The sequence below is a fragment of the Thalassobacillus devorans genome (genome assembly GCF_900176565.1).
Classification (GTDB): Bacteria; Bacillota; Bacilli; order Bacillales; family Halobacillaceae; genus Thalassobacillus; species Thalassobacillus devorans_A.
Map to the genome: position 1 here is coordinate 487006 of NZ_FXEH01000005.1, position 14484 is coordinate 501489.

Genomic DNA, 14484 nt, shown 5'->3' on the forward strand with positions numbered 1-14484 from the left:
AACAATAGATTTCCTTTTTCTGGAGGACCTGGGGAGAAAGCGAAAACACCCCGGGCCCTCCAAAAACTGGATGCTAAGCCTTCCCAAAATAATAAAGGACCAGCAGACGTTAAGCCTGCTGATCCTGGGAGTCCTGGTATTCCATTAGAAATTATATTATCACGGTGTCAGGACTAGCTCTTGACCTGAAAAACCATTGATACTCGTATAATGGTAGTTCCCTTCAACCCAATCCTGTAATTGATCCTGGTACCATTCACTTCTGAAGTGCCCGGACTGACCTGGGCCTACTAAATGATATCCCCCATTTGGATCATTCATATCTGTGATGAACCTCCATGAAGCTCCATGATCGACGATGCCATCTGCAGCATAACCGGCTGCCTGAACGGTCACGCGGCTTCCGTTCACCGGTTCAGGGTCTCCCGGATTGAAAAACTGCTCCAAAAATCCGATGCTCGATAAAGGATGCGTGAACGCGACAGCATGTTCCGCTCCCCATGTCCATGAACCGGGGGTTTTTCCGTGCTCCTCACTGAGTGACTGGATGGTATCCCGATAGGCTTCCGTCATTACAGATGCCCAGCCACCAGCCTCTTCTACCCAGATCGATTCTGATCCGCTTTGAGCCGCTCGCATCAACTCGTCGGTCGTCTGGCCCGTCCCATGGAAAAAGCCCATCATGTTCTCTGGTATCTGTTCATTGTATAAACGATTTTGTATTTCCTTCATCCAATGATGGTAAATCAGAGGTTGCACATAGGACTTTTCATCCTGGTAGTCCCATTCATTCATTAGGGTTAAGCCTTCTTGCTCAGCTCCCGTCAATTCCTCCTGGCTAACGTGATCGAGCATAAAAGGAAGAAATTCTTCTGCTTGTTTATTTTTTACATCCATCTGTAATTCCATAAAATCTTCTGCCGTCCAATCATCTTTTTGGGTGAGCATTTCCTCAATTCGCTCGTAACGATAAGGCTGCGCCCAATTGTGACTGATATGGTAAGGGTACGCATCATCGATGACTTTATTATTTGCGGTCGCGACAAAGCCCGCTTCCGGATTAACTGTCTTCGGCAGCTCCTCAAAAGGAATATAACCTTGCCATAAATCTTCCTTCTTCCACCCCCGCATTGGCAGCAAAGCTTTTTCGGGTTCGTCATAAATCGGAATAAGACCATTGGCCTTGTAGGCAATGGTTCCATCTTTAGAGGCAAACACGAAATTTTGAGCAGGAGCCAAAAACTTCTCCAAACCTTTTTCGAAGCTTTCCCAATCCGAAGCTTTATTGATGTCCAGCACCGCTTCAAGATCTGTGGTGGCATCCAATGCTGTCCACCGCAATGACATCACGGTATCTTTTCCGCTTTCTCCGGCAAACTCACTGATGATTGGTCCGTGTCTTGTTTCGACTACTTGATAATCCAGTGTTTCCTGGTCTTTGATTTCGATTGGTTCATCAATGACCATCGCCTCTTCCCACTCCCCCTCAAAAAGGAATTGAGCAGGATCTTCGGGGTTCCTTTTTTCTAAGTAAAGCTGTTGAACATCCGGTCCGACATTCGTAACGCCCCATGCAATGTTTTCGTTATGACCTAAGATAATACCAGGAATGCCTGCAAAGATAACTCCTGAAACATTATATTCTGGAGAGTTCAAATGCATCTGATACCAAATCGAAGGTGTCGCTAACCCTAAATGGGGGTCATCCGCTAATAATGGAAAGCCAGATGCCGTCTTCTCTCCGCTGACCACCCAGTTATTGCTGCCATTGAATTCATGAGGAATGACCGCCCCCTCTAAGCTCGAGGCAACATCGACCTGATCGGTTTCATCCAAAATCACGGAAGCTTTTTCCGGATATTTCGGAAATAGCTCATACGCCTGTTCCTCTGGAAATTCCGATAACAGATAGTAATTGAATGCTTGTCTTTCCCAGTGCCCTCCTAAATCGAATGCCATATACTTGCCAACTGTCAAGGAGTCGACAGGCGTCCATGGCTCAGGAGAAATTCCCATCAAAGCAAATTCAGGAGAGAGTCGACGTTCACCCATCGCTTCCTGAATAAAAGCATTAACGCCATCGGAATAAGCCTGCAAAATGTCTAAAGACTCATCCGAATAAGCAGCCAATGACTTCTCAGCAGCCCGCCTCAGCCCTAACGTCCGAAAGTACTGATCCTGCTTCAGCGTCGCCTCCCCGACCACTTCACTCAACCTGCCGGAAGCCTGCCTTCGGGCAAGTTCCATTTGAAACAAGCGGTCCTGCGCCTGCACGTACCCTTGCGCCATAAACAAATCATGCGCATTTTCCGCACTAATGTGAGGAACACCGTTTTCATCCCTGGTAACAGCAACAGATACGGTAAGACCTTCTACTTGGACATCTCCTTCGATCTGTGGCAAGGTTCGGTTTATGTAAACATTTATAAAAATAAGCGTACTTATTACGAAAAAAATAAGCACACCGACAATGCTCCAAGCCACCTTCTTCCATCTGTTGTTCTGTTCATGTTTCTCGACCAATAATTCCTTCGCTGTTTCCATGTGTAACCCCCTCCCCCTTGTCCTCTTATTATATACGATTTGTAATTTTCTGAAAATATTTCATATTATTTACAACTATAAAAAAAACCACCCCGGAGCCCTCCAAAAACTGGATGCTCCGGGGTGGTTTACTGGTTGTTCTTAATTAAGCTTTTTTACCTTCTCTAATGCTTCAGCAACCTGTTTGGATGCTAATATTTCTGCGTTCTTTTTACCTTCCAGCATCTTTTCCAGGCTGCGCTCAATCTGCTCACCGGCAGTTTCGATTGCTCGTTCCTTACCAGTATATTTCTCTCCTTCACTATAATCCTCTATAGCCACTTCCAAAACCAGCTCATTGATTTTTGCTGGAGTCAACTCCCCTGCAGCCGCGATATCAAGTAAGCTGTCAGCAGCTGCTTCCGCAGTAACCTCTCCTGCTAAGAAATCTTCAACCGCAAATTGGACTTTCTCACCAAAGGTAGGCTCTTCGTCTGCTTTACGTTCATCTAGTTTGATGACTATGGATGTCAACGGATCTAATGTCAGTGTATCGTCAGTCATTTCAAAGCCGGACTGCTGATCAACGGAATCCGCACCAGCTTCGTCACTATCTACAAGCACTTGACCTCCGCGGAAGTTGTAGTCTCCAAGTGTCAGGCTGCGCGCTTCATCATCGGCATTGACGAATACATAGTAGTTGCCTGTATCATCGGTTGAAATTGATTCATAGCCGATCAGCAAGTCGTTTTCCTGCATCTCAGGAAAATCGAGCAACGAAACATTTTCATCAACCAGATCCTGATCGCCTAAACGGAAGGCATCGGTAGATTTCCGCAGTTCGATCATGCCTTTCGTAAATTCACCAGTAACATGATTAACTTCATATTCTTCTTCATTGGTCGCTTTTTCCCAATCGAACATGTTGATGGCATCGGAAGAATCATAGGAGTCATGGATGAAATAGCCAAATGACTCACCATTTTCATCTTCCAGCTCATGATACTTCTGTTCAGGTACTCCTTCACCATGCCACTGTTTCGTGCGGCCAAATTCCTGACCGGCATGAAGGAACGCTGTTCCCTGGGATGTCAAAATCATCGCGTTTCCAAGTCGGACACGCTTATGAATCTCCAGGTCATTTTCCGGTATAGCCGGATCTTTTTTAATCGATTGGGCGATGACATCATATAACGGCAGGTTATCGTGTGCCGCGATATATTGAACCATGTCGCCTGGATCGTCCTGCGCTGTATTGGACGGCTGACCTTTGATATTGTTAAAAATCGTATCGATATCCCGCGCACCATCGGTAAGGAAGCGCGGCTCGCCTTCTGAACCGAAACCAGATTTCAGTTCGTTACGCATTTCATCGGAGAACACGCCTACATCATCGGTTTTATCCATCCAGTCCTGATCAGCGCCCATGCCCTCAAGAGATGGATCTGCAATATGGCCGGCAAATGTCCGCCAACCTTCCCCGATAAACAAGGCGTGCGGGTTGATTTCAGCAGCTGCGTCATAGGCATTTTGGACCGCCGGATAAGTGGCATCCCCCATCATATCAAAACGCATACCATCGATTTTGTATTCTTCGAACCAGTATTTCACGGAATCGACCATCAGCTTTTCAGCCATGGCGTGATTGGTTGCAAGGTTGTTGCCAAAGCCGCCAAGGAAGTTGCCCTGGTCATCCTGGAATGCATAGTAATCAGGAACAATGTCATTCAGTGTGCTCGTTTTAGCTGTATGCGTGTAAACCACATCAAGCACCACACCCATACCGGCGTCATGAATAGCATCGATCAGTTCTTTTGTTTCTTTCACGCGCAGTTCAGGATCGGCAGCATCCTCGGAATACGCCCCGTCTGGCGAGAAGTAACTGTGCGGGTCATAACCCCAGTTATAGGAATTACCGCCAGCAGAGTACTCCAATTCGCGCTCGTCCATATTTGTTTCATCGCCATAGTACCATGCCATAATCGGCAAAAGCTGGACGTGGGTGACACCCATAGACTTGATGTAATCGAGCTTGTCGATGAACGCCTGATAGGATCCCCATCGTGCGTTCAAATCACCTTCAATCGATGGATCGGAAGTAAAGTCACGGACATGAACTTCATAGATGACCGCATCTTCCCGTTTTTTATAGCCATCGATGTCCGCATGGCTGAAGCCTTCTGGATCGGTGCCTTCCAGGTCAACAATCGCTGCTTTTCCAACATCGTCACCGTCTGGACCAGGGTTGCCTTCAGTATCGACGGTGAAGGCTGCCATTGATTTGGCATATGGGTCCAGTACATTTTTCGTTACACCATCGTTGGTCACTTCGTACTGGTAGTAGTATCCCGCCAGGTCATCTACTCCCAGCTCCTCAGCCGTAATTTCTTTTGACCAGACGCCTTCTTCTTTCCTCAGGTCAACACGTCCGATTTCTGTGGCGGCATCTTCTTTATCAAAAAACTTCGCTACAACATTGCTTGCTTTTGGCGCCCATAGTTTCAAAATAGCGTTGCCATCCTGATACGTGGCACCAAGATCGTCGCCATCATAAGCATACAGTTCATCGATCATCCGCCAGCCGCTGTTAGCGATAACAGATCTGTCACCATACTCCACCGTTAGTGGAAGTTTTTCGATATCAAAATCTGCCTTCACTTTCACTGTCTTATCACCAGTAATTTCGGCACTTTTAGCCATTACTTCATTACCATCAGCATCTTTGATGACCAATTGTTCGAGTAAGTCTTTAGTAGAAAGTCCATCGGTCATTGTAAAGCTTAACTGGATGGTTTCTTCATTTATAACCTCAGCGGATGTAAGGCCAGTAGCTACTTCCCCATAAGGAGAAATATAGACCGTTTCATCACCTTGTCTGATCCATAGCTGATCGTACCTGTCCAGTAAGTTGAAAGTGCGATCGCCACCATCTTTACCTGCATCACCCTGAGTGACATCAAGTGGGAAGAAGCCAATTTCCTTGGCATCTTCTGTCAGCTCGATATCTACGTATGCGCCATAACGATCGGTATTTTCAAACATCACCGCATCTGTCGGCCAATCTTCAGAAGGATTCGCTACATCGCCCCAGTTCCAAAGACCGAAGTTTTCATAGTCATCGTTATCGCGATCATAGTGGATCCGGACCGTGTTCTCCGGTAAATCAACCGGCTCATACGTGTATACTTCATCGGAACCTTGCTTGATATAAATTTCGTTGATGTCTGGATTGGTGATCGTATAACCTTTGTCACCACCATCTTTACCATCATCTCCCTGGGTCACATCCATGACCAGGAATCCGATGTTTTTCGCACCTTCTGCAAGCTCAACATCAACATAGGCACCATAGTCATCGGTTCCTTCAAACATGGTAGCGCCTGTCGGCCAGTTGGCAGAAGGTTCGGCAACATCATTCCACAGCCATAGGCCATAATTTTCATAATTGCCATCGTCCCGTTTGTAGTGGATACGGATGGAATCTTCCGGTACAGGTTCAACTTCTATACCATCATCGCCCTCACCATTTCCAACCCCTGTGATCGCCCCACTGTCAACGGTCAACAGAGCCGTCCCGCCGTCCGCTTTTCCAGGGATCGTGACAGAAACTTGTCCAGCATCTGTTGCTTCATATACTTCACCGGAATAATGGTCGGTCACAGTCGTGCCACCTTCCAGTTCCAGGCTCACTTCTTTCGCTTCCTCAGCAACATTCAGTCCGACATAAACGGAGTCGTCTTCATAAGCACGCTCAAATAATAAGAATTCTTCATTATCAGAGCCGCCGACAAAGCTTCTTTCCCCTTTTGCAAAAACTTCGGACTGCTCACCACGGAAGTTCAATATTTTCGAATAGTGATCGAGAATATCATTACCTTCTACCTGATCCCAGGCAAAATCGTAGCGGTTATCATACACTGGATAGTTGTTGGCTCCCGACTGGCCAAGCTCTTCCCCATAATAAATGACCGGCTGCCCTTTTGCGGTTGCCTGCAAAGCAGCTGCAACTTTCAGCTTGCCTTCATCTCCACCTAGGGAATGCAGGAATCCATCTTCATCATGACTGCCTAAAAATTGCCCTAGTGTAGCCGTGTTGTCTATTTCCGTATTACGATCAGCCAGTTTTTCATCGGCCTCTTCCAAACTTCCATTGACAAAGTCATGGGCAATTTCTTTAAAACCGAAATCAAGAAGGGAGTCCATCATTCCGGTTTCGAGGTAGCCGTAATCATCGTTGGCACTCGCTCCCCAGGCTTCGCCGATCATCTTGTGCTCCGGCATTTTTTCTGTGATCGCATTCTTGAATGCCATCCACGTGGTATCTTCCACATGCTTCACGGTATCGACGCGGAAGTAGTCAATTGTGTTACCTTCATCAGTTGTAGCCGCATCGATCCAGTTAGTCTGCCAGTCGATAATTTGCTGGCGCACGTCCGGATCTTCGGTAATAAAATCAGGAAGTCCGGCCAGTTCACCGACAACTTCATCGGTTCCTACATCGGTGCCTTGACGGACAAGATCACTGAAGCGACTGCGATCCTCGTCGGTTGGGTAACCTTCCGGCTGTTCCGCTTCAGGAACGTTGCCATCAACTTCTTTCAAGCCATAGCCGGTATGATTCAGCACGACATCAACCATGATTTTCATATCGCGGGCATGGGCCTCATCAATCAGGTCATGGAACTCCTCCATCGTGCCAAAATGAGGGTTCAGTTCACCAAAATTGTTTGCCCAGTAGCCGTGGTAACCATAATAAGGCTGGTCGCCATCTTCGTTATACCGGACATCATATTTGATATTTTCAACAATCGGGCTGATCCAGATCGTGTTCACCCCAAGGTTGTCGAGGTAATCAAGTTTCTCCGTGATCCCTTCAAAATCTCCACCCTGGTACGTGCCACGTTTTTCGGTATCATATCCAAGGTTGTATGGATCATTATTTGATTCATCGCCATCAAAGAAGCGGTCGGTCAGCATAAAGTAAATGATCGACTCGTCCCAGTCAAAATCAGCTTCGCCGACAGACTGACGCGTTTTCACTTCCACTTCCGCTGTGCCTTCATGAGAATTGCCAAATGAATCAACAACAGTAAGTGGGATAGTTTTCGTTCCAGCGGTCACATCATCATCGACCGCAATCGTCACTTCCTGTAAGTCGGGGTCGATTTCAAGCTTGTCCGACCCCCCTAAGGCAGAAATGTCCGCAAACATTTGAGAGATTTCTGCTTCACCCTGGACGTCTACCGACAGGACCGCGTTTTGATTATAGTCGACAGCGCCAGGCTCGACTGTTCCTGACACGCTCAGGTCAGCTTTTTCAAAACTAATGGTAGAAACGCCATCTACCGTGTTATAAGGGTCCATCACCTCAGTGGTTTCTTCATCTTTTGTAACGAGATACGTATACTCATGTTCGCCATTCGGAATGTCATTGTACGTATAGACGAACCGCTCATTCTCCGGTTCATATGTCATTTCCTTTGTTTTACCGTTAACTTGCAACTCGACTTTATCGATCGTGTCCATCGCATCAGCAGCGAATAACTCTTTATCACGATAAAAGAAAGTCGCGTCGCCATTATCAATTACGGGAGCCGATCCATCCGGCACAATCCTTACTTCCTCGACACCGCTGGTTATGTATGCCTTGGTGATGGTGTCGTTCTGGCTGACCTGGATGGAGCGGTCGCCAAATTCTTTTTCCGCCGTATTCCAGTCTTCGGTACTGCGCAGGACAAAACCGAACTCTTTTGTTTCCGGTGCCACAGCAAAATTGGCTGTAGCAGTATTGCCTTTATAGGAGTCAAAATTAATCTGGTTGTCCTGTACGCCAGTATTCCAAACCCATATATTCCAATCGCCAAAATTCTGATCTTCTCTGATGTAATGGAACTGCACCGTTTTTTCTGTTGTTTCCTCTGTTGCATTCGCGTCAGAAGAATCTTCTGCGTGTACCTGTTGAACCGGTGCGATCGGCGACCATAAGCTCAACAGCATGATCAAAATCATAAAAATGGAGAAGTTACGCTGTGTATTTCTTCTCATGTAATAGTTTCCTCCCTGAATAGATTAGTAGAAACGCCCGCTTTTATGCCTCCTTTCTTCTTTACATAGTGAGCAACAAGTTGCGCAAACGCTTGCACAAAAGGTTAAATAAAAAGAATAACTTTAGTCCTAGGTATTTTAGATTGTTATGCAAGCGCTTGCATTCATAGTATAATTTTACAACAACCTTAATAGAACAGCAACCAAATCTAATAGATTTCTAAACCAAAACACCCCAGGTCCTCCAGATTCTGGAGGACCTGGGGTAAGGTACTTAAAAAAATTCTGACAACACCTTGTAAAACGCTTTCACTATGTGTATACTTTGAATCAAATCAATTATCCAAAACGTTTTGGAAAGGCTAGGAGACTACTATGGCAACAATCAAAGATATCGCAAAGCTAGCAGGAGTATCGGTTACAACTGTCTCGCGGGCATTGAATGGTTACTCCGACGTCAATGCAAATACCAGGCAAAAAATTGAACAAATTGCAAAAGAAATTGAATACAGCCCCAATGCTTTAGCCCGTAGTCTTGTTATGAAAAAAACAAAAACCATAGGATTGCTCGTCTCTGGTTTATCCCGCGAAGGGTCCAAAGACAATATTGTCTTCGACGTGCTGACGGGAATCAATGAGTATTGTGGAGAGATGGATTACGATTTGGTCCTTTTTAATACGAATTCATCCAAGCAAAAAGAAAAAACGTACACCCAGCTTTGTCGTGAGCGTCGTGTAGACGGTGTAATCGTACAAGGAATCAAGAAAGACGATCCTTATTTAATTGAAATCTTCGAAAGCGACATTCCTTGCGTATTGATTGATGTACCATTGGAAAACGAAACCACCGGTTACGTCACGACAGATAATGTGGATGGAACATTCCGAGCGGTCCAGCACTTATCAGGGTTAGGCCATATCAACATTGCTATGGTCAACGGACACGACCAGGCATTTGTCAGCCAGGAGCGGCTAAGAGGATTTGAACTTGGGATGCAAAAGCGCAACCTGCCCATCAGGAGAGAATGGATCGTAAATGGAGAATATACAGAATTAAAAGCAGAACAAGTCACACTCGAGCTATTGACCGCTTTCCCTGAAATTACTGCTATTGTGAGTGCAAGTGACTTGATGGCTTTAGGAGTTATGCGAGCAGCCAGGCAGCTGAACAGAAAGATTCCAGATGACTTATCATTAGTTGGTTATGATGATATCACGCTCGCAGCTTACGTCAGCCCCGCCCTTACCACTATCGCTCAGGATACATTCCGAATGGGCTTTACAGCTGCTGATTTGCTGGTTGGGATTCTCCAGGGTACCGAAACAAACAGGGTAAAAATCATAGATAATGAATTGAAAGTCAGACAAACTACTACAAAAATAAACTAAATTTTTTTAATGAAATTCCGAAACGTTTCGGATATTTTTTACAGCGTTTACCGAAACGTTTTGGACGGAAGGATGAGATGATGGACTATCGTGTGTTAAAAGACAATGAAGTTTTCTTTCTTACGGATAAAAATGGAGATATACCCATTAACCACCCTTATGGATTAGGGTTGTATAAAAAAGACACCCGCTTCCTGAGTGAGATGAGCCTAAAAGTCAACGGCGAAGACCCGATTCTGCTTAAATCAGAAGCTGATAATATCTATGATACCGAAATGATGTTGACGAATCCTCATATCGAAAAAGACGGCGAAGTGGAACTTTGGCGAGAATCCGTGGAAATCAAGCGACACCGCTTCATCTCCAATGATGTATTATACGAAACCTTATCCATTCGAAATTATAACCCTAAAGCCGTCAACTTTACCGTGGAACTTGCACTGGATGCTGACTTTGCAGATATGTTTATCGTCAGGGGTTTTCAGAATGGCGAAATTGGAAATGTATTAGAGCTCAAAGAAACGAACGACTCCCTGACCTTTTCTTATCTCGGAGCAGATGATGTAAAAAGAAATACACGAGTAACCTGGGAAAGCGACACGACAATCTCCGTTGAGGATGGGGCTATAAAAATCCCAGTTAGCCTCGCCCACGAAGAAATTCAGGAAGTGACATTCCACATTGTTCCAGCAGTGGCTGATGAAAAAGTACAAGTTTTAGACAGAGCTGAGGCATTTAAACAACTACAATCTACATACCAGGACTGGAACGAATCAGTAACCAAAATAAAAACCGATCATCAACCACTCCAACGTCTTGTTGATCGCGGAATCCAGGATCTTCAGGCGCTTTCCACGGATGTAGGCTTCGGCTCCTTCTTTGTCGCAGGACTGCCATGGTTCGGTGTTCCATTCGGAAGAGACAGCCTGATTGCAGCACTGCAAATGTTGCCTTTCCAGCCGGAAATTGCCCGTGGAACATTAAAGACAATGGCACATTATCAGGGAACGAAGAAAGATTCCTGGCGTGATGAAGAACCGGGAAAAATCATGCACGAGATTCGTTACGGTGAATTGGCAAACACTGGTCAGATCCCTTTCACCCCTTATTACGGGACGATTGACGCCACTCCCCTTTTCTTGATTCTACTTGTGGAATACGTCAATTGGTCGAAAGACATTGCGCTATTTGAAGAGCTGCTTCCAAATGTCAAAGCTGCCCTGACCTGGATAAATGAGTATGGCGACAGGGATGGTGACGGGTTTGTCGAGTACCACCAGGAAGCCAGTAAAGGGATCGCTAACCAGGGCTGGAAGGATTCCGCGGATTCCGTCGTCCACCGGAATGGGGACTTGGCCCAATCGCCAATAGCTTTAGCTGAAGTTCAAGGATATGTATATCAGGCACGGGTTGGTGTTGCCGAACTCTATGAATCTATTGGGCAAAAAGAAAATGCTGCTAAATTAAGAACACAAGCCGCTGACTTAAAGGAAAAATTCGAAGCAGCTTTCTGGATGGAAGACAAACAATTTTATGCGATAGCTTTAGATGAAAATAAAGACCAGGTCGGCACTGTGACTTCTAATCCTGGCCATGTCTTATTCTCTGAAATGATAGAAGATGAACGGGCGCAACGTGTGATGGACATGCTCACTTCCCCAGCTATGTTTTCAGGTTATGGGATACGCACCATGGGCGAAGGAGAAGCCGGCTATAATCCAATCAGTTACCACGATGGCAGTGTATGGCCGCATGACAATAGCATGACTCTCCTTGGCATGGGCCGCATGAAAGGGGCCGAGCATGCAAAAGTTGTGATGCAAGGGTTAGTCGATGCTTCTCATCATTTTGAATATGAACGCCTGCCGGAATTATTCTGCGGCTATAGCAAGGAAGAAGGTAAGCCAGTCCCTTACCCTGTTGCTTGTTCTCCCCAAGCCTGGGCGGCAGGTACACCTTTGACATTCATCCGGACGATACTTGGGCTTAACCCCGACTATAAGAGTAAGGAATTAGTAATCGCTCCGCACTTCTTAGACGAAATGAACGAGCTGGCTCTAGAAGAATTGCCAGTAGGACAAGGACAATTATCCTTACGTGTGAAAAGAAGTAAAGGATCTTATGAAATAGAAATATCCAGGAATACAACCGGATTACAAGTGATTTTGGAAACTAACTCAACGGTATTTAGTTAAAAAATCTGAAGGGATAGATGGATATGAAAATTAACAAAATGTTGGCGACAGTAGGAGTCACAGGAATGTTATTGGGTGGTGTATTAGCAGGCTGCAGCAGCGATTCTTCCAGTGGTAGCGGAGGCGATGGAGACAAAACGGTCGTAGAACTCGCAGGATGGGGCGCTTCTCCAGAAGAAAAAGAGCTTTTACAACAGACATTGGAGGCATTTGAAGAAGAGCATCCGAATATTGAAGTGAAGCACGAAGTTGTATCTGACCAATATATGGATGTAATGAAAACCCGTCTGGTAGGTGGAGAAGCAGCAGATGTATTTTACCTTGACGCATCCGAAGCTCCTGGCTTAATTGATACTGGCGTATTGGAACCATTAAATGATTACGTTACAGATGACTTTGATTTGGAAGATTTCCAGGAACCATTATTAAATGCGTTTAAATCCGACGGAACTTACTACGGATTCCCAAAGGACTTCTCTACGCTCTCCTTATTTTATAACAAAGAAGCCTTTGAAGAAGCTGGCTTAGAAGGACCGCCAGAAACATGGGAAGAGCTGCAGGAGTATGCAGAGAAACTTACCGTCGATGAAGATGGAGATGGCCAGCCAGAGCGATTCGGGCTTGGGATTTCACAGGAGCTGGCACGTCAATTTTATAAATTCCAGCCACATGGCGGACAGGTTACTGATAGTGAAGGAAAAGCAGCTTTCGCTGGAGACAATGCCATCGCAGCATTACAGCCCGTTGTCGACATGTATACCGATGAAAAAACTGCAGGTCTGCCTTCTGATGTAGGTACAGACTGGGGCGGAGATATGTTTGGACAAGGAAAAGCAGCAATGGTCATTGAAGGAAACTGGACCATTCCATTTCTGGAAAATAACTTTCAACAGCTTGAATTCACGACAACGGAACTACCGACCATTAATGGAGAAAAAGCGACCGCTGCCTTTACGGTTGCGTATGTTATGAACAAAGAATCTGAAGTTAAAGATGCGTCTTGGGAACTCATCTCTTACCTTACTGGAAAAGATGGTATGGAGATCTGGACAAGCAAAGGTTTTGCTCTCCCAACACGTCAATCTGTTGCTGAAGAACTAGGTTACGCTGATGATCCACTACGAGGTTCATTCATCGAAGGCTCCGCTTATGCCCAGCCATGGCAAGCTGGAAAGAACCTGCCTACAATCATGAATAACTTTGATAACCAATTCAGCAGTGCATTACTTGGTGAACAAAGTCTTGAGGAAGCTTTAAAGAAAGCCCAGGAAACTGCCAACAAAGAAATCGGGTCAGCTAACTAAAGGATAAGGAGGCGAGTTTCGTCTCCTTTATCTTTAAGAAAGAGGTGTCAATATGGAGCCAGCAAGAAAAGTGGATCACTCGGATGATAGAAAAAAGGCGCAGTCAAAAGGCATAAACCGCGGAAATAAGACTAAAAAACGGATGACTAAATCATTCAAAGAAGGATTTTCCGGCTATATATTTATGAGCCCGACAATTTTCACCATTGGTGTGTTTGTCGTCATCCCGATATTATACGCTCTTTACTTATCATTTAATGATGTTCAGCTCCTCGGTGGGATCGGGTATGAATTTATCGGTTTAGAAAACTATACACGAACCATAGATGATGAACGTGCCATTATCGCGCTTAAAAACACAGCGGAATATGTACTGATCGTGGTTCCAATCCAAACGATATTAGCGTTACTTTTAGCTGCAGCTCTTAATTCCAATATACGGGGGAAAAATGCCTTCCGTATTATATTCTTTTTGCCAACGGTTACATCTTCAGCGGTATTAACGATTATTTTCATGTGGATGTACAACCCGGATGGCCTGATCAACAACTTTCTAAAGTTTTTAAGTCTACCAACTTATAACTGGCTAGCCGACCCAAACATTGCCTTGAAGTCAATCATGATTATGAACATATGGGCGACAGCACCATTCTTCATGGTCATTTACCTAGCAGCCATGCAGGATATATCGGATTCAGTCTATGAAGCAGCAACCATTGATGGAGCAAACTGGTGGCAGAAGTTCATTTATATCACCGTACCGATTTTGAAACCAGTCACATTCTTTGTAGTGGTCATGGGCCTCATCGGCACATTCCAGCTGTTCGACCAATCTTATATTTTCTCAGGCGGCTCGGGAGGACCGAACAATTCTACCTTGACGATTGTTCTCCTTATTTACCAATATGCCTTTAAATCGCTCGATATGGGATATGCTTCAGCATTAGCAGTGGGACTCGCCATTATCATCATGGTCGTTACGCTCATTCAAAAGAAATTCTTCGGCGAAGAGAAGCTTCATGATTAAG

The 14484-nt window shown here is 45.3% G+C and carries 6 protein-coding genes; 4 read left to right on the forward strand and 2 right to left on the reverse strand.

Annotated elements, in window-relative coordinates; genetic code table 11:
- Nucleotides 1-159: 159 nt before the first annotated feature.
- Both B9Y67_RS07210 and B9Y67_RS07215 read right to left on the reverse strand, forming a co-directional pair.
- Entirely contained in the window at nt 160-2544 is a 2385-nt protein-coding gene (locus B9Y67_RS07210) for a penicillin acylase family protein (protein WP_085506073.1), read from the reverse strand.
- Between the two features lie 141 nt (nt 2545-2685).
- On the reverse strand, nt 2686-8568 hold the full coding sequence (locus tag B9Y67_RS07215) for a pullulanase (RefSeq protein WP_085506074.1): 5883 nt from the start codon (nt 8566-8568) through the stop codon (nt 2686-2688).
- 375 nt (nt 8569-8943) lie between these two features.
- Here B9Y67_RS07215 and B9Y67_RS07220 point away from each other — a divergent pair, with 375 nt between their 5' ends.
- The 4 genes from B9Y67_RS07220 to B9Y67_RS07235 all read left to right on the forward strand — a co-directional run bounded on the left by B9Y67_RS07220 (nt 8944) and on the right by B9Y67_RS07235 (nt 14483).
- Nucleotides 8944-9957 carry a LacI family DNA-binding transcriptional regulator gene (locus tag B9Y67_RS07220; protein ID WP_085506075.1) on the forward strand — a complete coding sequence of 338 codons (1014 nt, stop codon included), beginning with the start codon at nt 8944-8946 and terminating at the stop codon, nt 9955-9957.
- Nucleotides 9958-10037: 80 nt separating this feature from the next.
- Entirely contained in the window at nt 10038-12152 is a 2115-nt protein-coding gene (locus B9Y67_RS07225) for an amylo-alpha-1,6-glucosidase (RefSeq protein ID WP_085506076.1), read from the forward strand.
- Between the two features lie 23 nt (nt 12153-12175).
- Nucleotides 12176-13456 carry an ABC transporter substrate-binding protein gene (locus B9Y67_RS07230; RefSeq protein WP_085506722.1) on the forward strand — a complete coding sequence of 427 codons (1281 nt, stop codon included), beginning with the start codon at nt 12176-12178 and terminating at the stop codon, nt 13454-13456.
- Nucleotides 13457-13598: 142 nt separating this feature from the next.
- Nucleotides 13599-14483, forward strand: a complete 885-nt coding sequence (locus B9Y67_RS07235) for a carbohydrate ABC transporter permease (protein ID WP_085506723.1) — start codon at nt 13599-13601, stop codon at nt 14481-14483.
- Nucleotide 14484: the final 1 nt, after the last annotated feature.